25 protein-coding genes are annotated in these 25,116 nt (G+C 44.8%); 19 read left to right on the forward strand and 6 right to left on the reverse strand.

The genetic code is table 11. The annotated features are described in order from the left end of the window. Positions 1–40 precede the first annotated feature (40 nt). Positions 41–649: a phosphoribosylanthranilate isomerase gene (locus DW251_RS14780; protein ID WP_118301600.1), complete on the forward strand. Its 609-nt coding sequence runs from the start codon at positions 41–43 to the stop codon at positions 647–649. A 272-nt stretch (positions 650–921) separates the two neighbouring features. Here the strand turns inward: DW251_RS14780 and DW251_RS14785 are convergent, their stop codons facing one another. Continuing rightward, complete coding sequence (locus DW251_RS14785; protein ID WP_021871460.1) at positions 922–3,315, reverse strand: phosphoketolase family protein; 2,394 nt, start codon at positions 3,313–3,315, stop codon at positions 922–924. A gap of 259 nt (positions 3,316–3,574) precedes the next feature. Between DW251_RS14785 and DW251_RS14790 the strand changes: the two genes are divergently transcribed. The 9 genes from DW251_RS14790 to DW251_RS14830 all read left to right on the forward strand — a co-directional run bounded on the left by DW251_RS14790 (position 3,575) and on the right by DW251_RS14830 (position 10,418). Continuing rightward, complete coding sequence (locus DW251_RS14790) at positions 3,575–4,468, forward strand: LysR family transcriptional regulator (RefSeq protein WP_021871461.1); 894 nt, start codon at positions 3,575–3,577, stop codon at positions 4,466–4,468. Positions 4,469–4,619: 151 nt separating this feature from the next. Continuing rightward, positions 4,620–4,985: a cupin domain-containing protein gene (locus DW251_RS14795; RefSeq protein ID WP_021871462.1), complete on the forward strand. Its 366-nt coding sequence runs from the start codon at positions 4,620–4,622 to the stop codon at positions 4,983–4,985. A 182-nt stretch (positions 4,986–5,167) separates the two neighbouring features. Beyond that, complete coding sequence (locus tag DW251_RS14800) at positions 5,168–6,331, forward strand: MATE family efflux transporter (RefSeq protein ID WP_021871463.1); 1,164 nt, start codon at positions 5,168–5,170, stop codon at positions 6,329–6,331. Positions 6,332–6,373: 42 nt separating this feature from the next. After that, positions 6,374–7,348: a Gfo/Idh/MocA family oxidoreductase gene (locus DW251_RS14805; RefSeq protein ID WP_118301601.1), complete on the forward strand. Its 975-nt coding sequence runs from the start codon at positions 6,374–6,376 to the stop codon at positions 7,346–7,348. A gap of 30 nt (positions 7,349–7,378) precedes the next feature. Beyond that, entirely contained in the window at positions 7,379–7,921 is a 543-nt protein-coding gene (locus DW251_RS14810) for a nitroreductase family protein (protein ID WP_118301602.1), read from the forward strand. Then, positions 7,908–8,363, forward strand: a complete 456-nt coding sequence (locus tag DW251_RS14815; RefSeq protein WP_118301617.1) for a GNAT family N-acetyltransferase — start codon at positions 7,908–7,910, stop codon at positions 8,361–8,363. The genes DW251_RS14810 and DW251_RS14815 overlap by 14 nt, the downstream gene beginning before the upstream one ends. Positions 8,364–8,374: 11 nt before the next feature. Further along, on the forward strand, positions 8,375–8,968 hold the full coding sequence (locus tag DW251_RS14820) for a sugar O-acetyltransferase (RefSeq protein ID WP_021871467.1): 594 nt from the start codon (positions 8,375–8,377) through the stop codon (positions 8,966–8,968). A 174-nt stretch (positions 8,969–9,142) separates the two neighbouring features. Then, positions 9,143–9,613 (forward strand): flavodoxin, encoded by a 471-nt coding sequence (locus DW251_RS14825; RefSeq protein ID WP_021871468.1) that lies wholly within the window; start codon positions 9,143–9,145, stop codon positions 9,611–9,613. A gap of 37 nt (positions 9,614–9,650) precedes the next feature. Further along, positions 9,651–10,418, forward strand: a complete 768-nt coding sequence (locus DW251_RS14830; protein ID WP_021871469.1) for a carboxymuconolactone decarboxylase family protein — start codon at positions 9,651–9,653, stop codon at positions 10,416–10,418. Between the two features lie 98 nt (positions 10,419–10,516). Here the strand turns inward: DW251_RS14830 and DW251_RS14835 are convergent, their stop codons facing one another. Together DW251_RS14835 and DW251_RS14840 are read right to left on the reverse strand one after the other, a co-directional pair. Beyond that, complete coding sequence (locus DW251_RS14835) at positions 10,517–10,843, reverse strand: branched-chain amino acid transporter permease (protein ID WP_021871470.1); 327 nt, start codon at positions 10,841–10,843, stop codon at positions 10,517–10,519. Next, positions 10,840–11,559, reverse strand: coding sequence for an AzlC family ABC transporter permease (locus tag DW251_RS14840; protein ID WP_021871471.1), 720 nt, complete (start codon positions 11,557–11,559; stop codon positions 10,840–10,842). The genes DW251_RS14835 and DW251_RS14840 overlap by 4 nt, the downstream gene beginning before the upstream one ends. Positions 11,560–11,681: 122 nt before the next feature. Between DW251_RS14840 and DW251_RS14845 the strand changes: the two genes are divergently transcribed. From DW251_RS14845 to DW251_RS14870, 6 genes are all read left to right on the forward strand, one after another. Beyond that, the gene (locus DW251_RS14845; RefSeq protein WP_021871472.1) at positions 11,682–12,566 is read left to right on the forward strand and encodes a LysR family transcriptional regulator; all 885 of its coding nucleotides are present in this window, start codon (positions 11,682–11,684) and stop codon (positions 12,564–12,566) included. Between the two features lie 115 nt (positions 12,567–12,681). Then, on the forward strand, positions 12,682–14,013 hold the full coding sequence (locus tag DW251_RS14850) for a DUF2812 domain-containing protein (RefSeq protein ID WP_118301603.1): 1,332 nt from the start codon (positions 12,682–12,684) through the stop codon (positions 14,011–14,013). Then, entirely contained in the window at positions 14,010–14,243 is a 234-nt protein-coding gene (locus tag DW251_RS14855; RefSeq protein ID WP_021871474.1) for a hypothetical protein, read from the forward strand. Before DW251_RS14850 ends, DW251_RS14855 begins: the two co-directional genes overlap by 4 nt. Before the next feature lie 74 nt (positions 14,244–14,317). After that, complete coding sequence (locus tag DW251_RS14860; RefSeq protein WP_118301604.1) at positions 14,318–14,845, forward strand: nitroreductase; 528 nt, start codon at positions 14,318–14,320, stop codon at positions 14,843–14,845. 49 nt (positions 14,846–14,894) lie between these two features. Further along, positions 14,895–16,229 carry an FGGY family carbohydrate kinase gene (locus tag DW251_RS14865; RefSeq protein WP_118301605.1) on the forward strand — a complete coding sequence of 445 codons (1,335 nt, stop codon included), beginning with the start codon at positions 14,895–14,897 and terminating at the stop codon, positions 16,227–16,229. A gap of 37 nt (positions 16,230–16,266) precedes the next feature. Further along, entirely contained in the window at positions 16,267–16,842 is a 576-nt protein-coding gene (locus DW251_RS14870; protein ID WP_021871477.1) for an NUDIX hydrolase, read from the forward strand. Between the two features lie 50 nt (positions 16,843–16,892). On the opposite strand, the gene DW251_RS14875 is transcribed toward DW251_RS14870, so the two are convergent. From DW251_RS14875 to uvrB, 3 genes are all read right to left on the reverse strand, one after another. Next, a complete protein-coding gene (locus DW251_RS14875; RefSeq protein ID WP_021871478.1) occupies positions 16,893–17,804 on the reverse strand; it encodes a multidrug resistance efflux transporter family protein in 912 nt (303 codons plus the stop codon). Beyond that, complete coding sequence (locus DW251_RS14880; protein WP_118301606.1) at positions 17,804–18,682, reverse strand: MBL fold metallo-hydrolase; 879 nt, start codon at positions 18,680–18,682, stop codon at positions 17,804–17,806. The genes DW251_RS14875 and DW251_RS14880 overlap by 1 nt, the downstream gene beginning before the upstream one ends. Before the next feature lie 193 nt (positions 18,683–18,875). Continuing rightward, on the reverse strand, positions 18,876–20,861 hold the full coding sequence (gene uvrB / locus DW251_RS14885) for an excinuclease ABC subunit UvrB (protein ID WP_021871480.1): 1,986 nt from the start codon (positions 20,859–20,861) through the stop codon (positions 18,876–18,878). 243 nt (positions 20,862–21,104) lie between these two features. Between uvrB and DW251_RS14890 the strand changes: the two genes are divergently transcribed. The 3 genes from DW251_RS14890 (at position 21,105) to DW251_RS14900 (ending at position 25,112) form a co-directional block, all read left to right on the forward strand. Continuing rightward, positions 21,105–23,606, forward strand: coding sequence for a LuxR C-terminal-related transcriptional regulator (locus DW251_RS14890; protein WP_118301607.1), 2,502 nt, complete (start codon positions 21,105–21,107; stop codon positions 23,604–23,606). Between the two features lie 148 nt (positions 23,607–23,754). Continuing rightward, positions 23,755–24,006 (forward strand): DUF2442 domain-containing protein, encoded by a 252-nt coding sequence (locus DW251_RS14895; protein ID WP_021871482.1) that lies wholly within the window; start codon positions 23,755–23,757, stop codon positions 24,004–24,006. Between the two features lie 53 nt (positions 24,007–24,059). Beyond that, positions 24,060–25,112, forward strand: a complete 1,053-nt coding sequence (locus tag DW251_RS14900; RefSeq protein ID WP_118301608.1) for a hypothetical protein — start codon at positions 24,060–24,062, stop codon at positions 25,110–25,112. Positions 25,113–25,116 lie beyond the last annotated feature (4 nt).

Genomic DNA, 25,116 nt, shown 5'->3' on the forward strand with positions numbered 1-25,116 from the left:
GGAATAAGTATGTGTGTTGACAAAGCGGGAGTATAAACAGATGACCAGAGTGAAGTTGTGCGGAATGATGCGGCCGGAGGATATCCAGGCGGTGAATGAGATCAAGCCGGAGTATATTGGGTTCGTGTTTGCAAAGAAGAGTCGCAGATATGTTTCTAAGGAGCAGGCGAAAATGCTTAAGGAAATGCTGGATCCGGCGGTGAAGGCTGTAGGTGTGTTTGTGAATGAGCCGGTGGAAAATGTGGCTGATCTTTTGAATGAAGGGATCGTTGATATGGCGCAGCTTCATGGAGTGGAAGATGAGGCGTATATTTGTCGGCTGAGGGAACTTACTGGCAGAGGTGAAGATACGTTTATTATAAAGGCGGTTCAGGTGAAGTCGGAAGCGGATGTGAAAGCGGGAGAGCAGTCCGGGGCGGATCTTGTGTTGTTTGATGCCGGCGCCGGTGATGGGAAGGTGTTTAACTGGAAATTACTGGAAAATGTGAAACGGCCTTATTTTCTGGCTGGTGGGCTGGATCCGGAGAATGTGAGGGATGCGGTGGAAAGGCTGCGACCATTTGGAGTGGATGTGAGTTCTGGGATTGAAAGCTTTGGGGTGAAAGATGCTTTGAAAATGGAGCGGTTTGTGGCGAGAGTTAGAAATTGAAATAAATGGTTCCGGGAGTAACTCTTTCTCGTAAGAAACGGCCTTACATATTACTTGTCATTGTCCACTGGCTTTCGACATGCACCTGTTCGCCTGTATCGGACTACGTCCGCTACATTCGGACAGCTGCGCTCAAGATGTGGACAATTGACAAGTAAGATGACGGCCTGTGTATACAAGGAATAACTGAAAAATAAGTGTGATTATTAAAATACCGTCTGGGACAGCGAAGGATTGGATTGCTGCCCAGGCGGTATTTTTATATACTTGTTTTACTTGTCTTCTGGAGTGTGCCACTGCCAGTTGCGGATCTCTTCCAGATCCTGGCCATATTCGGCAATGTACTGTTTGTGTTCTACCAGTTTGTCATTCATCTTCTGGATCAGGAAGGAACCTCTGTTTCCTAACTGTGGAAGATGCATGATGGCGTCTTTTACAAGGTCGAAACGGTCTAACTGGTTCTGGACACGCATATCGAATGGAGTGGTGATGGTACCTTCTTCCTGATAGCCGTGAACGGATACGTTGTGGTTGTTGCGTCCGTAGGTGAGTTCGTGGATCAGGGTTGGATAGCCGTGGAATGCGAAAATGACTGGAGTATCTTTGGTGAAGATCGCGTCATATTCGGCATCGCTTAAGCCGTGTGGATGCTTGGTGTTGGACTCCAGCTTGAACAGGTCTACTACATTGACAACACGGATCTTTAATTCCGGCAGTTCGTCACGGAGAATGGTGACAGCAGCCATTGTTTCCAGGGTTGGTGTATCACCGCAGCATGCCATGACCAGATCTGGTTCTTCGCCGCAGTCGTTGCTTGCCCATTCCCAGATGCCGATACCCTGGGTGCAGTGCTTTACGGCCTGTTCCATGGACAGCCACTGGCAGCTTGGATGTTTGGATGCAACAATGGCGTTTACATAGTTTTTGCTGCGGATGCAGTGGTCAAAGCAGGAGAGCAGGCAGTTGGTATCTGGTGGCAGATACATGCGGACTACGTCTGCTTTTTTGTTTGCAATGTGATCTAAGAAGCCTGGATCCTGATGGGTGTAACCATTGTGGTCCTGCTGCCATACATTGGAGGACAGGATGAAGTTTAAGGAAGCAATCGGCTGTCTCCAGGAAAGCTGGTTGCATACTTTTAACCATTTTGCATGCTGTGCAGCCATGGAGTCAACAATACGGATAAATGCTTCGTAGCTTGCAAAGAAACCGTGACGTCCTGTAAGCAGGTAGCCTTCCAGCCATCCCTCACACATATGCTCACTGAGCATACTGTCCATGATACGTCCGCCTCTTGCCAGTTTGTCATCGTCATCTTTTAATTCACCGTTCCAGTCACGGTTTTCTGCCTCAAATACGCGGTAAAGACGGTTGGACATGCTTTCGTCGGGTCCGAAGATACGGAAGTTTTTGTTGTCCTCATTTAAGCGGAAGATGTCACGGATGTATCCGCCCAGTTCGATCATATCCTGGGCTTTGGTCTTTCCAGGTTCTACAGGAATTCCGTAGGTTCTGAAATCTGGCAGACGCAGGTCTTTTAAGAGAAGTCCGCCGTTTGCATGTGGGTTTGCGCCCAGTCTTGCATTTCCCTTTGGAGCCAGTTCGGCTAATTCCGGGATCAGACGGCCTTTTTCGTCAAACAGTTCTTCTGGATGGTAGCTTCTTAACCAGTCGTTTAACAGTTTTAAGTGTTCTTCCGGATTTTCCATGGAGATCGGCACCTGATGAGCACGGAAGGAACCTTCGATCTTCTGGCCGTCTACTACCTTTGGTCCGGTCCAGCCCTTTGGTGTACGAAGAACGATCATAGGCCACTTTGGACGCTCTGCATCTCCTGTTTCACGGGCATGTTTCTGGATGGCTTTGATCTCTTCGATAACGGTATCCATGGTTTCGGCCATCTTGCGGTGCATGGTCATTGGATCGTCGCCTTCTACGAAGTATGGTTTCCAGCCACAGCCTTTGAAGAAATCTTCAATCTCATCATGTGGGATACGGGAGAAGATGGTCGGGTTGCTGATCTTGTATCCGTTTAAGTGAAGGATAGGAAGAACAGCGCCGTCTGTTACAGGGTTTAAAAATTTATTGGACTGCCAGGAAGTAGCCAGTGGGCCGGTTTCTGCTTCGCCGTCACCTACTACAACGGTAGCGATCAGATCCGGGTTATCGAATACAGCACCGAAAGCGTGGGCAATGGAGTAACCTAATTCGCCGCCTTCGTTGATAGAACCTGGAGTTTCAGGAGCACAGTGGCTTGGCACGCCGCATGGGAAGGAGAACTGCTTGAACATTTTCTGCATTCCTTCTTCGTCCTGGCTGATGTTTGGATAGATCTCGCTGTAGCTTCCATCCAGATAGGTATTGGCGATCAGGAAGTTGCCGCCGTGTCCAGGTCCGGATAAAAGGATCATGTCCAGGTCATAACGTTTGATCACACGGTTACAATGTACATAGACAAAGTTCTGTCCAGGTACAGTTCCCCAGTGACCTACGATCTTTTTCTTGATCTGGTCAAGGGATAATGGCTTTTTTAAAAGCGGATTGTCTAACAGGTAAAGCTGTCCTGCAGACAGGTAGTTGGCTGCCCGCCAGTATGCGTTCATTTTTGTAAGCATTTCCTCACATAAAGGCTGCTTTTCAAGACATGTGCCGGTGTTGTTTTCCATGATGTTGCCCCTTTCAAATGCACGTTATTTTTTTCACATATAATATGCCACGAATAAAAAGGGTTGTAAAATAGCAAAAATGTATTATATTCATATCAGAATGGTATGGAAAGGCGCAAAAGAAAAACAAGCGGCGCCTGCAAGGCGACATTTGTTTTTCTTGCGTCATTCACGAACGGACCGTCTGCGTCAGCAGACAGATGAGCGCGTTAGCGCGTGTCCGTGAGTCGAAGCTAGCTAGATAGAAGGGACATTAGTTATGACATCTAATTTTGAATACTACAGGATTTTTTATTATGTTGCAAAGTATGGAAATCTGACCAGGGCTGCATCTGCCCTTAATACCAGTCAGCCGGCGGTAACAAGGACCATACATAAGCTGGAGGATGATCTGGGGTGCCGGTTATTTATCCGCAGCAAGATGGGGATGGAGCTGACGGCAGAGGGACAGCAGTTTTTTGAGTATGTTTCAGCAGGCTGCGCCCAGTTTTTTAAAGGGGAAAGTGATCTGAAGGACAGGCTGAGCCTGGAAAAGGGTACGATCTCGATCAGTGCCACAGAGACAGCCCTTCATTGTTATCTGTTTCAGGCAATGGAGGAGTTTAGCCGGAAGTACCCGAAGGTCCATTTTCAGATCTTAAATAACAGTACCAGGGACTCGATCCAGGCAGTTCGTGATGGTAAGGTGGATATGGCAGTGGTTTCGTCTCTTCCTTTGCATATGGGGGATCCATTGAAAATGAAAGTGCTTCGCAGCTATCGGGAGATTTTGATCGGAGGCCCCAGATTTGAGCAGTTAAAGGGACGAAAATGTTCTTTGCGGGAGCTTTCAGATCTGCCGTGGATCAGCCTTACTTCCGAGGCGATCAGCCGTAATTTCCTGAATTCCTATTTTTTGCAGTATGGCCTGACATTTTCACCGGATCTGGAACTGGCCACTACGGATCTGATCCTTCCGGCAGTGCGCCATAATCTGGGAATTGGTTTTATACCGGAGGAGATTGCAGCGGAAGACTTAAAAGCAGGTGTTGTATTTGCCATTGATCTGGAAGAGGCATTTCCGGAAAGGAATGTTCTTATGATACGGGACAGCGAGTATCCTTTAAGTGTGGCAGCCAAGGCATTTCAGAAGTTTGCGCAGGAAAGGGAATAAGAGCAGATGGTTGCTGCAAAATGAAACATTCGCGAAAGAAAAATCGCGTCCTGTTCTTGGAAAAATGAAAGAAATGGAGTATAATGAGAAAATATAAGCAGTAAAGTGTTTCAAATTGCTTCAGGATTATATTCAACAGGAGGGCATGACCATGATTCGTAAAGACAACGTTCTGGAAGTGGAACATTTAGGCGGAGGTAAGGGAACAGCGTATGTTCATCATATTGTATCTAAGGAGGAGCTGTTAGGACACGGCAGACTGTATGCTAAGGTAGTTCTTCCTCCAGGTGCAAGTGTAGGCTGGCATCAGCATGTACATGATACTGAGCCATATTATATTTTAAAGGGCGAGGCAGATTTTATTGATAATGACAAGTCTGTGACCAAGGTTGGCCCTGGTGACTGCTGTATTATTGAAGTGGGACAGTATCACAGCATTGAGAATAATTCAGACTCTGATGTAGAGTTTATGGCTCTTATTTATAATGAACCAGGTTATCTGAATGACAGAGATTAATAGAAATGATTTGAGCCAAAGATGTGGATCTGGCAGTTGATGTTTGAAAATTTTTATAGTATACTGTGGAACGTTCATCGGAGGGCAAGTTGTTCTTTAGAAACAATAGCTGGATAAGATGGCGGGCTGAGATGCCTGCTTCTTATCCGGCTTTTTTAATGTGAAAAAGGAGAAAATGTACAATGGAGAGAAATACGACATTTACAGAAGGGAAGATCTTACAGCCTCTTATTTTGTTTGCCATGCCAGTGTTGTTTGCGCTGTTTTTGCAGGCTATGTACGGCGCTGTGGATCTCCTGGTTGTGGGTAAGTTTGCGTCTTCTGCGGATGTATCGGCGGTGTCTACAGGTTCTCAGATCATGATGACTTTGACCAATCTGATCAGCTGTTTTGCTATGGGAACCACGGTGCTTTTAGGACAGCTGATCGGCTGCGGAAAGAAGGAAGAAGGGGGAAAGGCAGTGGGAACGGCCATGGTGATGTTTGCTGGTATTGCATTGGTCATGACTGTCCTTCTGGTGTGTTTTGCACCTCAGATCAGCAGTATTATGCATGCTCCAAAGGAGGCTTTTGACAAGACGGCTGCTTATGTAAGGATATGCGGCTGCGGTATGATCGTTATTGTTGCTTATAACCTGATCGGTTGTATTTTCAGGGGAATCGGGGACTCCAAAATGCCGCTTTTTACAGTTGCGATCGCCTGTGTTTGTAATATTGCAGGAGATCTGGTGCTGTGTGCCGGTTTTCATATGGGAACTACAGGAGCGGCCTGTGCTACTGTTTTTGCCCAGGTGGTCAGTGTGGTGGTATCTTTTGGGTTTATCAGAAAGAAACAGCTGCCATTTGTATTTAAGAAGGAAAATGTGCGGATCCATAAGGATTTGCTTAAGAAAATGGCGGGCCTTGGAGCGCCGATCGCATTACAGGATCTTCTGGTAAGTATTTCGTTTCTTATTATCCTGGCGATCGTAAATTCCATGGGAGTGACCGCTTCTGCAGGTGTGGGAGTGGCTGAGAAAGTTTGTGCTTTTATCATGCTTATTTCATCTGCTTTTATGCAGTCTATGTCTGCTTTTGTGGCCCAGAATTATGGCGCAGGAAGGATGGACCGGGCAAAGAAGGCCCTTTATAATGGGATCGGACAGACCAAATTTGTTATGTTACAGGGAATTGCCGGGGCTTTTGGAGTTCGTGTGCCTGTATCTTATCTCATGAGCATCCGACCGGATACTTCTTTATTTAAAATCGGATTGGCAACGCCTATGTCATCTGTTGTGCAGCTATTGCTTTGCCTTGGATTTATGGTTATACTGAACAGGAGAGCCAGAAAAGGAGAGATCCGATAAGGAAGACTGGCAAAATATTTTCGCAGGAAAGGAGAGCGCAGGATGAGAGAAATTCACTGGGCTGTACTGGGAACAGGTGTGATCGCCAATGAAATGGCAACGGCACTGGAAAAAAATGGAAAAAAGCTTTACGCAGTAGGAAACAGAACCTACGAAAAGGCTGTAAAGTTTGGAGAAAAATACGGGATCAAAAAGGTGTATACGGATTTTAATGAAATGTTCACAGATCCGGAGGTGGATGTGATCTATATTACAACGCCTCATAATACCCATATCCAGTTTATGAAAAAGGCCATTGAGAACGGAAAACATATCCTGGTGGAGAAATCTATTACTTTGAACAGTAAGGAACTGGATGAAGCTTTGGAGCTGGCGAAGGAAAAGGGGGTTATTGTTGCCGAAGCCATGACCATTTTCCATATGCCGGTCTATAAAGAATTGAAGAAGATTTTGGAGTCCGGAAAGCTGGGAAAAGTAAATCTGATCACCATGAATTTTGGAAGTTTTAAAGAATATAACATGGAAAACCGTTTCTTTAACCGGAACCTGGCTGGGGGTACCATGCTGGATATCGGCGTGTATGCTCTTTCTTTTATCCGGTGGTTTATGGACTCCAAGCCGGATCAGTTATTGTCCCAGATGAAGGCGGCGCCTACAGGGGTAGATGAGCAGGCGGGGCTGCTTCTTACCAATAAGGAAGGACAGATGGCTACCGTGATGCTGTCCCTGCACTCCAAGCAGCCAAAGAGAGGCATGGTATCCTGCGAAAAGGGCTATATTGAAGTCATGGAATATCCAAGGGCCTGGGAGGCGAAGATCGTGGACGCAGAAAGCGGAGAGGTGCAGGTGATAAAGGCCGGAGTTCATGAGGATGCACTGGCTTATGAGCTTTCTGATATGGAAAAGGCGATTGCCGGGGATGTTTCCTGTATGCATCTGGACTATACAAAGGATGTAATGGATCTGATGACGGAGTTTAGAAAGTCCTGGCATTTTACGTATCCTGAGGAAGAATAACAGATAAATTGTTTACAGGAGGTTGCATTAATGAGTTTTTTAGATCTTTTAAAGCATAGACGGAGTATCAGACAGTATAAAGAGGAAGCAGTTTCTAAGGAGGCACTGGAGGCCATCGTTGAGGCAGGTCTGCTTTCTCCATCCGGACGAAATATCCGTCCATGGGAACTGATCGTAGTACAGAAGAAAGAAACACTTGAAAAAATGTCTGAGTGCCGCGTGGGTTCTGCAAAAATGCTGGCAGGCGCGTCTGTTGCGATCGTTGTGATCGCAGATCCGGAAAAGACAGACGTATGGACAGAGGATTGTTCCATTGTTATGTCCAACATGCACAACATGGCCCACGACCTGGGGCTTGGAAGCTGCTGGATCCAGGGACGTTTAAGACAGGCACCTGATGGAAGAACAACGGAAGAATATCTAAGAGATATTTTAGGTTATCCAAAGGAATATTGTCTGGAGGCGGTCTTATCGATCGGTGTACCGGCAGTGCATCCGGAAGGCCGTAAGTTATCTGAAGTTCCAGAACATAAGGTACATTTTGAAATGTATGGTAAATATGAAAATATATGAAGTAAAAGAGCGCACAGAATTGTTGATGGAACAGCTTTTAAAGGTGTGGGAAGAGTCGGTGAGGGCAACTCATCAATTTCTTTCTGAAAAAGAAATTGAGAAGATAAAAGAGTATGTCCCACAGGCATTAGCCGGTGTACAGAGCCTGGTTATTGCGGTCAATGGTTCAGGTGAGCCAGCTGCATTTATGGGGATAGAAGACCACCGCCTGGAAATGTTGTTCCTTTCCCAAAAAGAAAGAGGAAAAGGCCTTGGAAAACAATTGCTTTTATACGGGATCCAGAATTACGGGATAGAGGAACTGACTGTAAATGAGCAAAATCCTCAGGCAGTTGGCTTTTATGAGCATATGGGCTTTGAAACATACAAAAGGACAGATATGGATGAGGAAGGAAATCCCTATCCCCTTTTGTATATGAAGAGAAATGATGAAAGGGTATAGGAGACAGAGCAATGACTGAGTGGGAAAAGGCGCAAAATGGCTATCTGTATGATGCAAATTACGATAAGGAGATCATAGAAGCAAGAACACGCTGTGCGGATCTGTGCTATGAGTTTAATAACTGCAGGCCATCAGATACTGAAAAACAGCAGAAATTACTGGGACAGATCCTTGGAAGAATGGGAGCAGATCCGGTGATCACAGCTCCCTTTTACTGTGATTACGGTTTTAATGTTTCTATAGGAAAAAATTTTTATACGAACCATAATGTTACCATACTTGACTGTGCAAAAGTTACTTTTGGGGATAATGTATTTATTGCGCCCAACTGCGTATTTTCTACAGCCGGACATGCTATTGACAGTGAACAGAGAAGTAGGGGACTGGAAATTGCACTGCCAATCACAGTAGGAGATAATGTCTGGATCGGAACCAATGTATCGGTGCTACCGGGAGTAACCATTGGAAGTAATACGATCATTGGCGCAGGAAGCGTTGTGAATAAGGACATTCCGGATGGTGTGATCGCAGCAGGCAACCCCTGTAAGGTGATCCGCAAAATAACAGATGCTGATAAGAAAAAATATCCTGTGTTTGAGGGATAGATGAGTTTGTTACAGGATAATGCTTTTTAAGCATAAAAAACCATGTAATATAAGTATTAGACATAATAAAAAAAAGAGTTATATAATAAATGTGCAGGATAGAAGTGAAAGGTCCTGCACATTTTTCATTTTATTATTTTTCACTGTTAAGCATAACAGTAGGAGGTTTTAGCCATGAAAAAAACATTAGTAGCATATTTCAGTGCAAGCGGAACAACCAGAAAAGTAGCAGAGATGATCGCAGAAGCAGGAGATTGTGCGCTGTATGAGATCACACCAAAGGAATTATATACAAATGACGATTTGAACTGGATGAATAAGAAATCCAGAAGCAGCGTGGAGATGAGCGATAAGAAGATCCGTCCACAGATCACAGATACAGATGCTCATATTGAAGAATATGATACTATTATCCTGGGATTTCCGATCTGGTGGTATGTGGCACCTACCATTGTAAATACATTCCTGGAGAAATATGATTTTTCCGGTAAAAAGATCGTGCTCTTTGCAACATCCGGCGGAAGCGGCTTTGGCAATACAGTAAAGGAATTAAAGCCATCTGCACCGGGAGCTGAGATCGTAGAAGGAAAGCTTTTAAACAGAGCCAACAAGCAGGAAATTGAAAAGTGGGTAAAGTCCTTATAATTAAAAGTTTATCATACAGATAAGGAGAGACAGAAAGATGAAAAAAGTAGTTCAGACAGCAGGAAGAAATGCATTAGGAACCTTTGCTCCTGATTTTGCACATTATAATGATGATGTCCTTTTCGGAGAAAACTGGAATAATCAGGACATTGATCTGAAAACAAGAAGTATCATAACCGTAGTAGCTTTAATGGCATCCGGTATCACAGACTCTTCTTTAAAATTCCATTTACAGAATGCAAAGGCTCATGGCGTAACCCAGAAAGAGATCGCAGCCGTTATCACCCATGTTGCTTTTTATGCAGGCTGGCCAAAGGGCTGGGCTGTATTTAATCTGGCAAAGGAAGTATGGGCAGATGATGAAGGCGACCTTCCATACGAAGATGAGGCAATGAGAGCCCACGCAAAAGAAATGGTATTCCCCATCGGTGCGCCAAATGACGGTTTTGCCCAGTATTTCTCCGGAAAGAGTTTCCTGGAACCTGTATCTACCAGCCAGGTTGGTATTTTTAATGTAACTTTTGAGCCAGGCTGCCGCAACAACTGGCATATCCATCACGCAAAGAGCGGTGGCGGCCAGATCTTAGTCTGTGTCGCAGGACGTGGATATTATCAGGAAGAGGGAAAAGAAGCCGTTGAAATGAAACCAGGCGACTGCATCAATATTCCTGCAGAAGTAAAGCACTGGCATGGCGCAGCACCGGACAGCTGGTTCAGCCATCTGGCTGTTGAAGTACCAGGTGTTGAGGGCTCTAATGAGTGGTGCGAGCCTGTTTCTGATGAAGAATATGGTAAACTGAAATAAACGATAAAAGAAACAAAAAGTAAGGCCGGAAATCCGCTGTGGATCTCCGGCCTTGGTTATTTCTGAAATAATTAAGGCATTTCATATGCGCGTTTTTCTTAAAAGATAAACTGGATAAGAAGCATATAGCAAACCGTACCGCCTGCAATAGACAACAACATTTGTCTTTTCCAAATGTGAAGTCCAACTGTCAGAAGAATTGTGATCAGCTCCGGTAACCCATGACTGCCCTGCAGTAAGGAAACATGTCGCAGGCAGTAGACCACCAGCATGGAAAAGATCGCGCCAGGCAGTACTTTTCCTAAATATTGAATGTATGGCGGCGTAGGACGTTTGGAACTGAAGACTGCGAATGGCAGAAAACGTGTCAGCATAGTTCCAAGAACGCACATAGCAATGGTAATGATCTGTTGTGATAAAGTCATGCTGCATCCACCTCTTTTCTCTGGTCCAGGGTTTTTCTAAGAATTGTTAAGGCAACTAAAATACAGATCATGGTAGGGATCAGAAAATTATCTGCGCCGAAGAGCAGCAGGCAGCCGATACTTGCCCCAAGGCCGATCCACTCGCTGATGTGGTGTTTTTCTTTCAGCCATTGTTCCAGGAAGATAACTGTAAACATTGCTGTCATGACAAAATCCAGCCCATCGGTGTTAAATTTTAGCAAACTGCCTACAAGCCCGCCGATGGTCGCTCCGCTGAACCAGTAAAAATGGTTGAGAAGTGTGGTAAAGAAATAAAACCAGCTGCGGTCAACATCAGCAGGTATGTCCGCTGTATAGTTGATACTGAATGTTTCATCACACATTCCAAAAATCAGGTAAGGTTTTTTCCAGCCCATTCCTTTAAACTTGTCCAGCATGGCAATTCCGTAAAACAGATGGCGTGCCTGGATCATCAATGCCATGATAAATGCCTGTACCGGGGCAAATGGCGCAAGCAGCATACTGACTGCTAAAAATTCCAGACTGCCGCCGAAAATAGTCAGGCTCATTAACATGGGATACCAAAAACGGAAGCCGGATACATTCATGTAAATACCATATGTCATCCCAAGAAAGCAAAAGCCGGCAAAAATCGGTATTGTATGAGGAAATGCACATTTGAATGCCTTTGTTATAACTTGTCTTTTGTTTTGCATAAAAACCTCCTGTATTAAAATCCGCCTGATCAAGAGTAACATTGTTTATGAAAACATTCAATGATATAATTGTAGGTATTAAAAAATGGGCGAAGGCAAAAGAAATAAAAAGAGGAGTTTATATGGATTTAAGAGTATTGCGTTATTTCCTGACAGTGGCAAAGGAACAAAGTTTTACCAAAGCTGCCAAACAGCTGCATATTACCCAGCCTACACTTTCCAGGCAGCTGGCTGCTTTGGAGGCAGAACTGGGAGTGACTCTTTTTGACCGGGGCGGACATGGGATCACCCTTACTAATGAGGGGATCCTTCTTAAACGCCGTGCTCTGGAAATGGTGGATCTGGAAGATAAGATCGCCAGTGAATTTAAAGGCAGTGACGGGATCGTAGAAGGGACGATCACCGTAGGCTGTGGGGAATTTATGGCTGTGGAGATCTTTGCCCGGATATGTAAAATCTATAAAGAAAAGTATCCTATGGTCCGTTTTGCCGTGCATACAGGTACCGCAGATACTGTTTTTGAAATGATGAACCGTGGACTGGTGGATATCGGCCTGTTTTTAGAACCTGTGAATACAGAAGGTCTGGATTACATCCGGATCCAGGGAAGTGATCATTGGATCGTAGGAATAAAGCCGGATGATCCCCTTGCAGAGAAAGAATATATTACAAAAGAGGATCTGATAGATCTGCCTTTGATCCTTCCGGAACGGCTGACAGTCCAAAGTGAGCTTGCCAATTGGTTTGGAAAGGATTTTAACCGGTTAAATATTGCATTTACAAGTAATCTTGGGACCAATGCCGGGGTAATGGCATTGTATGGGCTTGGATATCCTGTTTCTGTGGAAGGAGCAGGAAGATACTGGAGATCAGACCTTCTGGTCCAGAAAAAACTGTATCCTGAGATCAAAACCAGCACTGTGATCGCCTGGAGAAGAAATATCCCCTATTCCACAGCCGTAAGTAAGCTGATCGAGGAGATCAATGGATTTAAGATACACATGTAATATGTAAGAAAATAGTAAGTTCCTCTTTCTTGTCAGAAAACAGGATCGTTATCTATAATGATCATAGATAGAACATTGAGAAAACAGGACTGTTTTGCGGAAAGGGGATGGGGACATGAAGGAAAAGAAACGGGTCTGGTTTACTTTTAATTTGTGTGAGGCAGATGCATTTGAGCAATATCTGGAGAAAATGGCACTCCAGGGCTGGTTTTTAGAAAGCGTTGGTGGCGCTGTGATGAGATTTTACAGGGCACAGCCGGAAAAACGAAGATATGCCGCCCTTCTGGTACCGGAAAGCTCTTCCCTTATAGGCGCAGATGACTGGAAAGCAGAGCAGTTGCGGGAGCAGTGCGAGGAAGCAGGCTGGATTTTTCAGTGCAACAGCATCTACTGGCAGATATTTTATACAACAGATGATGCAGCAAAACGAAGGGGCGATATGGAGAAAGAGAGACAGTTTCAGATCCAGAAAGCCCTTTCCTGGAACTGGTCGGTGAAATTTTTCTATCCTATCTTGGTTGTATTAGAAATATGGGCTGTGTATCAGTATCTGCAAAATCCAGGGAAACTGTTTGCAGATCCCATGCAGCTTCTTTTGACTCTGCTGCTGACAGGTATGATCATTTCCTGGGCAGCGACGTATATACGGCTGTTTCGCTGGAGTCATGGAAATATGGCGGCCATAAAGAAGGGAGAGCCTCTTACGGAACAGGATCTTAAACGGACCCTGAAATGTAAAAAGTATACTTTTATGGGAGATGGGATCCTGATACTGGGAGTTATAGCGCTGGCATTTCTTTCTTCCATGGAGGCTCTGATCAGCTTTATACTTTCCTCCACCCTCATTGTACTGATCGCCCTTTTCGTAAGAAAATGGGTAAGGGAAAATGGAAGTGGAAGTAATAGAGATGACTGGATGACCTATCTGGTTGGAGTTGGGGTTGCCTGTATGATCCTTATTCCATTGTGCAATGGGGCTGCAACGCATTTTTTTAGCGAAGAGGAACCGGACACCGGGAGAAAACAGACGATATTGGCAAGTTATGAAGAAGGTGATCCCAGTGGAAAAAGCATTGACAGACCTATAGGCGTTACCGTGTATACAAGTCCTATTCCCTGGATCATCAACAAAACCAGCAAATGTTATCCCAAGGATATGACAAAACTGTGGGATTGTACCAGGCAGGAGATTCCGGCGGAGATCGGAGCGCTTCCAGAGGATATGGAAGTGTCCTGGTACCGGTATATGGTCCGCAAAGACGGGATAAGATCCGGTGGTCAAGAAGGAAACGATCCTCAAGAGGATGCATATGAGGCAGAACCGGCAGTGGATGAAGTGATATTAAAAGATAAAAGGCGGTTAGTGGTGCTGGATTATGGCGGTGGAACGGATTTAGATGGAATAAAAGAGGCAGTAGATGCTTTTAAGGAGGGAAATATACAATGAGTAAAGTTATAATAGCAATAGTTGCAATGTTTGCCTTAATGATTTTCCCAGGCGCAGGATTTTGGAACTTACTTTCCAATGTAGTCGGCGGAGGTGTAGCTGAGTCCTTTTTATATCCCATTTACGGAGGTCTTATCCTTTTAGCAGGGCTTGTAGTGGGATGTACGGTGCTTATTTTGGAAGAGATACAGTCATTAAAAGAAAAAATCGATGATTTATCAAATAAATAAATTGAAAAAATAAAGTCTTGTGAGATAATATTATATAAAACAGAAAGTATATCAGAAATGATGGAGGAATTGTTATGAACGAGATTATGAATGTTATGAAAGAACGCCGCAGCATCCGCAAGTTTAAACCAGATATGCCATCTAAAGAGGATTTAAACCAGATCATAGAGGCTGGTCTGTATGCAGCAAGCGGTATGGGAAAGCAGGCAGCGATCATTGTTGCTGTTACCAATAAGGAACTTAGGGATAAACTGTCAGAGATGAACCGCAGGATCGGAGGCTGGGAGAAAGGATTTGATCCTTTTTATGGTGCACCGGCAGTCCTTGTTGTGCTGGTTGACAAAAACTGTCCGACCCATGTGTATGACGGAAGTCTTGTAATGGGCAATATGATGCTGGAAGCGAAAGCCTTAGATCTTGGAAGCATCTGGATCCACAGGGCGAAAGAAGAATTTGAACTGCCGGAGTATAAGCAGTTGTTAAAGGACCTGGGTGTAGAAGGCGAATGGGAAGGCATCGGCCACTGTGTAGTTGGCTATGCAGATGGCGATCTTCCAAAAGCAGCGCCGAGAAAAGAAAATAGAGTGTTCTGGGTAGAATAAATAGTGTTCCGTACATTTTTATGACCACGAAACAGATGGGGAACAGAAGATGCAGATAATAGGGATCGATATTGGGACAACGACCATCAGCGGTGCAGTTTTAGAGTATGAAAACGAAAAAACGGTAAAATTACTGGAAGCAAAAACCATAGAAAATGGCGGCTTTATGCCAACTGCCAATGAATGGGAAAAGATCCAGGATGCCGGGGCGATCGTTAAAAAGGCTGAAAAACTGTTGGATGATCTTTTAGATAAATACCCGCAGACAGAGCGGATCGGTCTTACCGGACAGATGCATGGGATCGTATACATAGATCAGACGGGTACATGTGTCAGTCCTTTGTATACATGGCAGGATGGCAGAGGAAGTCTTTGTGAAAAAGGGCAGTGTTCTCTGGTCCAGGAGATCAAAGAAAAATGTGATCTGGAGGCAGCATCTGGATATGGACTGGTTACTCACATTTGCAATTTAAAACATGGGCTGGTTCCGGAAAGGGCAGTTGGTTTTTGCACCATTATGGATTATTTTGGAATGTGTCTTACTGGCCGGAAAAAGCCAGTGGTACATGTAAGCAATGCAGCGGGCTTCGGATTTTTCGATGGTCGGAACATGAAATTTGAAACAGAAAAATTAAGCAAAATGGGAGTAAAGGAAACCTGGCTTCCTGAAGTATGTACAGGGATTGAAAAGCTGGGACTTTACAGAAATCGCCAGGTAACTACTGCCATAGGAGATAATCAGGCCAGTTTTCTCGGGGCAGCGGGAAAAGAAGAAAATACCCTGCTGGTCAATATGGGAACAGGCGGCCAGATCTCGATCCTTTCCGATCAGTATTTTGCAGAAAAGGGGATCGAAGCCAGGCCATTTCTGGATGGAAAATACCTGTTGGTGGGGTCTTCTTTATGCGGCGGAAAGTCCTATGCACTGCTGGAACAGTTTTTCAGAAGGGTCGTAAAGGCTGTTACAGGAGAAGACAGCTCTCTTTATCCGGTGATGGAACAGTTTGCAAAAACAGGAAAAGAACAGAGCAACAGGATCTCTGAAGATAGAAAACTTAAGATCAGGACAACCTTTGACGGCACAAGAACAGATCCAAAAAGCAGCGGAAGCATCCGGGGTTTAACGTCTGACAATTTTACTCCTGAAGCGTTCACCTATGGAATACTGGAAGGTATGGGTGATGAATTATATCAGATGTACAGGACGATCAAAAATGGAACCGGTATCCAGATCAAAAATCTCATCGGTTCAGGCAACGGAGTGAGAAAAAATCCTGTATTTTGTGAAATGCTGGAAGAATTATTTCAAAACAAATTGGTACTGTCTGCTTATAAGGAAGAAGCGGCTGCCGGGGCAGCTATAAGCAGTACGCTGTGCAGTTAAAGAAAAAAGGATAAGAAGTTACAGGGAGAGGAACGGAATGACCAGACAGCAGTTAATAGATGCAATAGAAAAATACAGGCCCTATAATGAACAGGAAGAAATGGATAAACCGCTGATCTTAAACTGGATTAAAAATGAGAAAGATGCATTTCTAAGGGAAAATAAGATCGCTCATATAACAGCTTCTGCCTGGGTGGTAAATAAAGACAGGAGCAAAGTCCTTATGGTGTATCATAACATCTATCATTCCTGGTCCTGGCTGGGAGGCCATGCAGACGGGGAGACAGATCTGTTGTCGGTTGCCATCCGGGAAGTGAAAGAAGAAGCAGGTATTTCCAAGGTTTATCCTGTATCAGAAGAGATCTTTTCCCTGGAATCACTTACTGTAGATGGTCATGTAAAAAAGGGTAAATATGTATCCAGCCATCTGCATTTAAATGTAACATACCTGTTGGAGGCAGATCCGAAAGAGAATGTTTCCGTAAAAGCAGACGAGAACAGTGGAGTAGCCTGGTTTTCTCCGGAAGAAGCACTGGGAAAGTCCACGGAACCATGGTTTGTGGAGCATGTATACAAAAAACTGATAAATAAAGTAAAGATGGATACAATGTAATTAAAAATGGCAAAAAGCTGACCTGTTTTTTAGCAGAGTCAGCTTTTTGTTTACTGGCATAAACTGTTTCCGGTCATGCCTGCTACGATAATGGCAATACCAGCCAGTCCGATTGCGGAAGGAACAGGATCTTTTAAAAACAGGATACCGCCTAAGAGTGTGAAGATCACTTCTCCGGACTGAGTAGCTTCGATCACTGCCAGCCACTTATGGTTGTGTTTTACCATGTCAGTGGCTTTAAAGAACAGGACAGTAGCAGCGGTTCCGGAGAAAAGCGCTACAAAGAAGGACTGGATCAGTTGATCTCTTCCAGGCAGTCCGTGAGTGATAAAAGCCCATATTGAAAGAAAAATCCAAACAGGAAGGCTACATAAAGTCATGGCATAGACCCGTTCCAGGGTAGAGATATCGCTGGAAACCAGGCTCATGACTTTCCGGTTCCCCAGGGGATAGGAGAAAGCTGCAATGAGAATGGGAATCAGTGTTAATGCCATTGTCTCCAGTTTCATTTGCCGCATATTGGGAACCTGAAGGAGAAAAACACCGGCCAGGATCAGGCAGGACCAGGAGAGGTTTCTGATCGGTATTGGTTTACCCCATAAAGGTGTTAATAAAATACCGGCAACAATGGTCAGCTGCCAGGTTGCTGCTGCCAGCCATGATTCACCGAAAGTTGAGCCAAAAGTTAAAGGCGCATAAAACAGTACAAAACCAACACTGCTCCAGAGAAACCATTCTCCGGGAGCTTTTGTTATTTCTGCCCAGGTATGTGAAAGAGGCCTTGTCTTTTGCTTTTTTCCTGAAATTGCCAGTACCGCAGCAAGGATAGGAAAGGTAAAAAGATAACGCAGGCATGCAGACCATAGCCAGTATCCTCCTGCAAGATGCATACTACGGTTTAGTAAAAATGTAAAAGCAAAGAAAAATGAAGCAAGTATCCCGTAAAACAGTGCCTTTTTCATTAAAATACCTCCAGATCCCGTCCATTCACAGTCATTCCCTCATAACCGGCAGCACGGATCTCATCTAAGATGGCATCATCCCTGCGTCGCATTTCCGCTTCCAGATTGATGTGGTTATCCTGGATATTCATGTGGTAGATGCGGTGATAAGTGACAAGAAGTTTTGGCTTTGCTTTCTGGGCCACTTTTGCCAGGTCCGTGCTTAAGGTGTGGACCTCCTGGTGGTATTTCTGCCATTTTGGTTCCCTGCAGGCGATACCGGCACTGTATTCTACTTCATGGAGAAGGATATCGCAGCCAGCGGCTTTTTCAGCAACAATGTTCAACGGGGCAGTATCTCCGGAGATCACAATGGTGCGATCAGCAGTGACAAATTTATAGCCGTAGCTGATCAGGGTTCCGTGGCTTACCGGAAAGGCCTCTACAGTGACACGGTCATCTTTATAAACAATACCAGGTTCTTCAATTTCTGTTACATCTACCTGATAGCCCTGTTCATTTGCCTTTTCAAAGCCATGGATACGGAAATCAATATCAGTTTCATAGGCCATTAAAATGTGTTCGGTCATGTGCTTTAAGCCCTTTGGGCCAAAAACTTTTAACGGAACAGGCCGCTCTAATACCCATGGAGTAAAAATAAGGTCCGGGTATCCGGCAGTGTGGTCTGTATGCAGATGAGTGGAAAAAGCCACGGTAAGGCGGTCCGGGCGAAGGGCATCAATGCCGTTAAAATAAGCTTTGGAAGCCTGACGTACCACGCCGGGGCCAAAATCTACAAGGTAGGCTCTGTCACCAACAACTACAGCAGAAGCAGGTCCGCTGGCATTGGGGCAGGCATTTGGGGTTCCGGTTCCTAAAAGGACAAGTTTTGTTTCCATAATATATATTCTCCTGTGTATTTTACTATATATGAAAGTAAGTCAGTTGTTACGTGCCGCTGGCACTCCCACAACTGCCGCCAGCATTCGTAATCCGGGCTGTCGCCCTGCTTACTCATACCGGCTTGGTTGTCAAATGTCTATGGTTCCTTGCGTGCAAGCACGCAGTCCCCATAGTCGCTTGACAACACTTTCATAGTATATCAAGCAGCATTTTCTTTACTTCGATCATACGGTCGCGCAGATTTGCAGCTTCCTCAAAGTTCAGCTCTGCAGCAGCCTGGCGCATCTTCTTTTCCAGTTCCTTTGCCAGCTTCTTTAATTCCTTTTCGTCCATGGACTCAGGATCTTTGGTATCGGCAGCATGAGGATTTTCCACAGCTTTGGAGATAGCAATCAGATCACGGACCGCTTTTTTGATGGTAGTAGGAGTAATTCCGTGTTCTTCATTGTATTTCTGCTGGATCCTGCGGCGGCGTTCTGTTTCATCAATGGCTTTTCTCATAGAGTCAGTAATGGTGTCAGCATACATGATCACATGACCTTCCGAGTTTCGGGCGGCACGTCCGATGGTCTGGATCAGGGAAGTTTCTGAACGAAGGAAGCCTTCCTTATCTGCATCCAGAATGGCAACCAGTGTGATCTCCGGGATATCCAAGCCTTCACGCAGCAGGTTAATACCCACCAGGACGTCAAATACATCCAGACGCATATCCCGGATGATCTGTGCCCGCTCTAAAGTATCAATATCTGAGTGGAGATATTTGACCCGGATACCAGCTTCCCGCATATAATCTGTAAGATCTTCTGCCATTCGTTTGGTAAGAGTGGTGATAAGGACTTTGTGATGGGCGGACGTTTCTTTGTTTACTTCAGAGATCAGGTCATCGATCTGTCCTTCTACAGGCCGCACAGAGATCTCCGGATCTAAAAGTCCGGTAGGACGGATGATCTGCTCTGCACGGAGCAGTTCGTGGTCTCTTTCATAGTCAGAAGGAGTAGCAGACACAAACATCATCTGGTTGATCTTACTTTCAAATTCCTCAAAATTTAAAGGTCGGTTGTCAAGGGCAGAGGGCAGGCGGAAACCGTAGTTTACCAGAGTAGACTTACGGGAGCGGTCACCGGCATACATGCCACGGACCTGGGGCAGTGTAATATGGGACTCATCTACAATAATAAGGAAATCTTCCGGGAAATAATCGATCAGTGTACAGGGCGGTTCTCCTGGTGCCAGACCGGTTAAATGTCTGGAATAGTTTTCAATACCAGAGCAGAACCCGGTTTCCCGCATCATTTCCACATCAAAATTGGTGCGTTCCGAAATACGCTGTGCCTCTAAAAGCTTGTCTTCGCTTTTAAAATAGGCCACCCGTTCTTTTAATTCCTCTAAAATGTGCTCTGTTGCCTCTAACATCTTCTCCTTGGGAACAACGTAGTGGGAGGCAGGGAAAATAGCCACATGGCCTAACTGGGCTTTGATCTCGCCGGTTACTGTATCAATTTCCATAATGCGGTCTACTTCATCACCGAAAAACTCGATCCTGTAGGCTTCACTGTCCGAGTAAGCCGGGAAAATGTCGACCACATCTCCTTTAACACGGAAAGTACCACGCTTAAAATCCATATCATTGCGGTCATACTGGATCTCGATCAGCTTTTTGATCACATCATCCCGGTCTTTTTCCATACCCGGCCGCAGGGAAATAACCATGTTCTGATAATCAATGGGACTTCCCAGACCATAAATACAGGAAACAGAAGCCACGATCACCACATCCCGGCGCTCAGAAAGAGCAGCAGTGGCAGAGTGACGCAGCTTATCAATCTCATCGTTAATCGAAGAGTCTTTTTCAATGTAAGTGTCCGTAGAAGGAACATAGGCTTCCGGCTGATAATAATCGTAGTAGGAAACAAAGTATTCCACTGCGTTTTCCGGGAAAAATTCCTTCATTTCAGAATAAAGCTGGGCTGCCAGCGTTTTATTGTGGGCAATGATGAGCGTCGGGCGGTTTAGCTGCTCGATCACATTTGCCATGGTAAATGTCTTACCGGAACCGGTAACACCTAAAAGAGTTTCAAACTGATTTCCCTCTTTAAAGCCCTTTACCAGCTGCTCGATGGCCTGAGGCTGGTCACCGGTGGGTTTATATTCAGATACTAATTTAAAATGATCCATGAAATGCTCCTTAGTTGCTTAAAATTTTTCATATCATTTTGAACAGTCGAGAATTACTCGACAGTTGCAGGTGTATCTATTTTTCTTCATAAATTAAAATTTATAAAAAGTATACCATGCATTTTATAAAAAGTATAGATATAATAAAGAACATTTGTTCTACTGGTGAATAAACAATATTCTTCCACAAACCTATATTATATGGTAAAATGGATATAGAAAGACCGGGGGAGGGAAATGAAAATGCCAAGAAAGAAAAATGATCTGAACACCATTTACATATCAGAGCGTTTGCAGGAGAAGCTGCGGCCGATCTCCCGGTGTACCCTGACAACGGTGGTAGCTCCTATGGGCTATGGGAAGACCACGTCTGTAAACTGGTATCTGAATGAGCGGGTGAAAAAGGATCATGGGGTTGTGATCCGCATCAGCATTTATACCAATAACCTTCCGATTTTCTGGAAAAGCGTGCAGAATGCCTTTCGGTTTGCAGGTTTTGACTTTTTTGAGGAATATGAGTGCCCTTCGGATCCGGCCAGCGGCGGTCTGTTTGCAGATGACCTCAGCCATCTTCTGGCAGGCGAGACAGATTATTATATTTTTATTGACGATTTTCATCTTCTTACGGATGCAAGGATCAGTGAATTCCTCTGTACATTAGCAAGGCGGATCCCGGAAAATGTTCATCTGGTAGTGGCCAGCCGGGACCGTTTTTTATCAGGCGGTGCAGTGGTTGGCTTAGGCGGCAAGCTGCATCAGATCACAGTGGATCATCTGCGGTTAAACCATACAGAACTTTCTGTCTATGCCCATCTTTGCGGTACACAGTTAAGCGACCGGCAGATCGAGTCACTTCTTCATTCCAGTGAAGGCTGGTTTTCTGCTGTTTACCTGAATTTATGCGCCTTTGCGGAACAGGGAGAGCTGCCGGATAATCATTCCGATATTTATGAAATGTTTTCAGCAGCTATGATCGATCCGCTCCCTGAGATACAAAGGGAATTCCTTGTTGTAATGGGCCTTGCAGATGAATTTTCTGCAGAAATGGCCAAATTTATTACGGAAAATGAAGACACAAAACGGCTGTTGTCTGCCATGACCAGGCAGAATGCCTTTGTCAGCCGTCTCACAGACGGAGTGACCTACCGTTTCCACCATATGATGAAGGAATGCGCAGAGCGGGCCTTTATGGCAATGGATAAAGAGAAACAGACAATTTATCTGGACCGCTATGGCAAATGGTACGAAGAACATAAGCAGTATCTGCATGCACTGGACTCTTACAGGAAAAGCGGAAATTTTGATGCAGCCCTCAGAGTGATCCGGAAAGATGCGGGAATTCTCCTGGCATCTTTAAAGGCGGATGATGTATTAAACTTTTTAAGTAAATGCCCAAAAGAGGATTTAGAAGCCCATCCGTTATCGATCTTAGTGCTGATGCGCTGTATGTTTAACTGGCGTAAGATCCAGGAGATGTTAAAATTAAAAGATTTTCTGATCCGGGTCATTGAAAGACACACGGAAATATCAATGGAAGAACGGGGAAATCTCTTAGGAGAGTGCGACCTGATCACCAGTTTTCTGATGTACAATGACATTTCAAAAATGAGTCATTTCCACCGCAGCGCCAGCAGGCAGATGTCGCGGCCTGCCATCAGTATCCGCAATGACGGTGGCTGGACCTTTGGTTCGCCCTCTGTACTTATGATGTTCCACAGGGAACCAGGCAGTCTTTTAAAAGAGCAGGAAGAAATGAATGAGTGCATGCCCCATTATTATAAGATTACCAATGGTCATGGTCAGGGGGCAGAACGGGTCATGGATGCAGAGGCACTGTTTATCCAGGGGCGTTTGTCAGATGCCCAGATCGCTTTGGAAGGAGCCTATGCCCGGATCGAGGAAAATGGTCAGGAATGTATGGCATTGTGCTGCGATTTTCTGTCCCGGCGGCTGTCGTTGTGTATGAACATTAAACAGAGGTATTCCTTTGAACAGCGTTATATGGATCTGATGAAGCATCATAATTCCATGTGGATCAATATTTTTAACAGCACCAGCGCTTATTATTATGCATTGATCGGCCGTGTGGAGAAGATCCCGGAGATATTCGGAGAACACAGACTTTTTGCTGTGAATTTCCTGGCGCCGGGAAGACCGATGATGGAAATGATCGAAAATCAGGTGTATTTAGCCCAGGGAGCCTATGCCAAGGTGATCGGGAGAAGTGAAGGGATCCTGGCAGTGTGCAGTGCTATGCATTATGCTTTAGTTGCCCTTCATGTGCAGATCCAGACTGCAGCGGCCTATGAAAGGATCGGAAAACACGGGGAGGCCAGAACGATTTTAAAACAGGAGCTTTCAGATGCTTCCAAAGATCATATGGTCATGCCTTTTGTGGAAAATTTTATCTATCTTTCATCCCTCTTTGAAGGGAAATTCCCGGAAATAGACCAGGAATTTCTTGCAAAAATCCTTTCGCTTGGAAAAGCATATGAAGAAAATTGTAAAAAAATGGGAAAAGAAAAGTCTTATCCGGAGCAGTTTAAATGTCTTACAGAACAGGAGTTGAAACTGACAGAATTAATGGCAGCCCACATGAGCAATAAGGAGATCGCAGCAAGGCTTTATCTTTCAGAGGGAACGGTAAAGCAATATATTAACCAGATCTATTCTAAATTAGAGATCACAGGGGATACCCGAACCAAGCGGAAACAGCTTTTAGAACAGTTTTATACCAATAACTAACCTTTAGTTAATATTTTTTCAGAAGGATCTATCGTACAGTAAAGATACGGTAGATCTTTTTTAGTATGAAAGTGTTGTGGAGTGGCTGGTCAGATTGCGTGCACGCACGTAGATGCTGATCTTTATTCAACTTGGAAGGAGGACTCATGTGGAGAGAAAGTATATTTTGGCTGTTAAGCCCTTAGAACCTTATATCCTGCAGATCGACTTTATATCAGGAAGCCGGTTGCTTTTGGATATGAAGCCTTATGTAGATAAAATACGGTTCCGCACCCTTACAGATCCAAAGGTCTGGAACAGTGCCGTAACAAATGGGATATTTGTCCGGTTCGGCGATGTGGAACTGAGCCATGATGAGATCCTTTCCATGGCAGAACGGGAACATTTGAACTGGCAGTAATTATTTTTTAACGTGTCACACATGATCGGGAGAAAAGAGAGAGGAGAAGGAGTATGGCGGATCGGAACGAAGCGGATGCTTTATTTGCTACTAAAAGAAAAAAACAGCAGGAAGAACAGGCAGAGCAGGAACGAAGGGAAGAAATGAGCCGGAAAAAGGCAGAAATGGAAGCAGAGATCCGGCGGTTAGAAGAAGAGGCCAGACGGCAGAAAGAAAAACAGGAAGAAGACAGGCGCCAGGCAGAAGAAGAGGCCAGACGGGTAAAGCAAGAGGCAGAAGAAGCAGAAGCCAGGGCTAAAAGAGCTCAGGAAATGGCAGAAGAAGCTAAAAGAAAGCAGGAAGAGGTAAGGCGGGAAGAAGAGCGCCGGGTCCAGGAAAAGCGGGAAGAGGAGAAACGGGCAAGAGAGCGGGCAGCACAGGAAAAAGCCCAGGCAAAAGAGGCTGCGAAAGCAGAGACCAGAAACGGAGTAAAAGAAAAACCAGCACGTCCAGGAAGAGATAAAGCAGACATACAGCCGGGAAAGAAGCTTCCCGTACTACCGTTAGCTATCGGCGGTGTAGCTGTGATAGCTGTACTTGTTATCTGTCTGGTACTGTTTTCAGGCGGCAAAAAGGGTGGTGTATTTGGTACAGACTGCGATCGTATGGCAGCAAAACAGGTGTTAAGCTACGATGTATTTTACCCGGAAAGTTTTGAAGAAGCATACGACGATGGCGGTGTCTACTTAAAATATGGCAGTGTAGAAAACGGGGATTTTTCCTTTGTTTATGTGTTAGGAAGTACACAGGAAGATATGAATTACATGACAGAAAGCACAGATCCTACTGATCTTATACATGTAATGGAAGAATATGTTTTCGGTATGAATGACAAGCAGGTATATAAGATGACTACGGGATCCGGACGGTCGGTTTACTGCAGTGAATATATCTCCTTTGATATCAGCAGTATCACAGACCAGGAGGAAGGTGTCATGGCATCCACTTCCATAATGATGCTTCCCTTAGAAGGAGAATATCTGGTTGCTGTTTACGGGACCATGAAAACTTCTTATGAGGAGCCGCTGGAAGAGGTAACAGCAAGTATCCTTGACAACACCTATTAAAGGA

Source organism: Clostridium sp. AM22-11AC (assembly GCF_003473545.1).
Lineage (GTDB): Bacteria > Bacillota > Clostridia > Lachnospirales > Lachnospiraceae > Enterocloster.

Bases quoted from the DNA above. Each gene is read 5' to 3' on its own strand.
- DW251_RS14780 (WP_118301600.1), top strand. From the start codon at position 41: ATGACCAGAGTGAAGTTGTGCGGAATGATGCGGCCGGAGGATATCCAG.
- DW251_RS14785 (WP_021871460.1), bottom strand. From the start codon at position 3,315: ATGGAAAACAACACCGGCACATGTCTTGAAAAGCAGCCTTTATGTGAG.
- DW251_RS14790 (WP_021871461.1), top strand. From the start codon at position 3,575: ATGACATCTAATTTTGAATACTACAGGATTTTTTATTATGTTGCAAAG.
- DW251_RS14795 (WP_021871462.1), top strand. From the start codon at position 4,620: ATGATTCGTAAAGACAACGTTCTGGAAGTGGAACATTTAGGCGGAGGT.
- DW251_RS14800 (WP_021871463.1), top strand. From the start codon at position 5,168: ATGGAGAGAAATACGACATTTACAGAAGGGAAGATCTTACAGCCTCTT.
- DW251_RS14805 (WP_118301601.1), top strand. From the start codon at position 6,374: ATGAGAGAAATTCACTGGGCTGTACTGGGAACAGGTGTGATCGCCAAT.
- DW251_RS14810 (WP_118301602.1), top strand. From the start codon at position 7,379: ATGAGTTTTTTAGATCTTTTAAAGCATAGACGGAGTATCAGACAGTAT.
- DW251_RS14815 (WP_118301617.1), top strand. From the start codon at position 7,908: ATGAAAATATATGAAGTAAAAGAGCGCACAGAATTGTTGATGGAACAG.
- DW251_RS14820 (WP_021871467.1), top strand. From the start codon at position 8,375: ATGACTGAGTGGGAAAAGGCGCAAAATGGCTATCTGTATGATGCAAAT.
- DW251_RS14825 (WP_021871468.1), top strand. From the start codon at position 9,143: ATGAAAAAAACATTAGTAGCATATTTCAGTGCAAGCGGAACAACCAGA.
- DW251_RS14830 (WP_021871469.1), top strand. From the start codon at position 9,651: ATGAAAAAAGTAGTTCAGACAGCAGGAAGAAATGCATTAGGAACCTTT.
- DW251_RS14835 (WP_021871470.1), bottom strand. From the start codon at position 10,843: ATGACTTTATCACAACAGATCATTACCATTGCTATGTGCGTTCTTGGA.
- DW251_RS14840 (WP_021871471.1), bottom strand. From the start codon at position 11,559: ATGCAAAACAAAAGACAAGTTATAACAAAGGCATTCAAATGTGCATTT.
- DW251_RS14845 (WP_021871472.1), top strand. From the start codon at position 11,682: ATGGATTTAAGAGTATTGCGTTATTTCCTGACAGTGGCAAAGGAACAA.
- DW251_RS14850 (WP_118301603.1), top strand. From the start codon at position 12,682: ATGAAGGAAAAGAAACGGGTCTGGTTTACTTTTAATTTGTGTGAGGCA.
- DW251_RS14855 (WP_021871474.1), top strand. From the start codon at position 14,010: ATGAGTAAAGTTATAATAGCAATAGTTGCAATGTTTGCCTTAATGATT.
- DW251_RS14860 (WP_118301604.1), top strand. From the start codon at position 14,318: ATGAACGAGATTATGAATGTTATGAAAGAACGCCGCAGCATCCGCAAG.
- DW251_RS14865 (WP_118301605.1), top strand. From the start codon at position 14,895: ATGCAGATAATAGGGATCGATATTGGGACAACGACCATCAGCGGTGCA.
- DW251_RS14870 (WP_021871477.1), top strand. From the start codon at position 16,267: ATGACCAGACAGCAGTTAATAGATGCAATAGAAAAATACAGGCCCTAT.
- DW251_RS14875 (WP_021871478.1), bottom strand. From the start codon at position 17,804: ATGAAAAAGGCACTGTTTTACGGGATACTTGCTTCATTTTTCTTTGCT.
- DW251_RS14880 (WP_118301606.1), bottom strand. From the start codon at position 18,682: ATGGAAACAAAACTTGTCCTTTTAGGAACCGGAACCCCAAATGCCTGC.
- uvrB (WP_021871480.1), bottom strand. From the start codon at position 20,861: ATGGATCATTTTAAATTAGTATCTGAATATAAACCCACCGGTGACCAG.
- DW251_RS14890 (WP_118301607.1), top strand. From the start codon at position 21,105: ATGCCAAGAAAGAAAAATGATCTGAACACCATTTACATATCAGAGCGT.
- DW251_RS14900 (WP_118301608.1), top strand. From the start codon at position 24,060: ATGGCGGATCGGAACGAAGCGGATGCTTTATTTGCTACTAAAAGAAAA.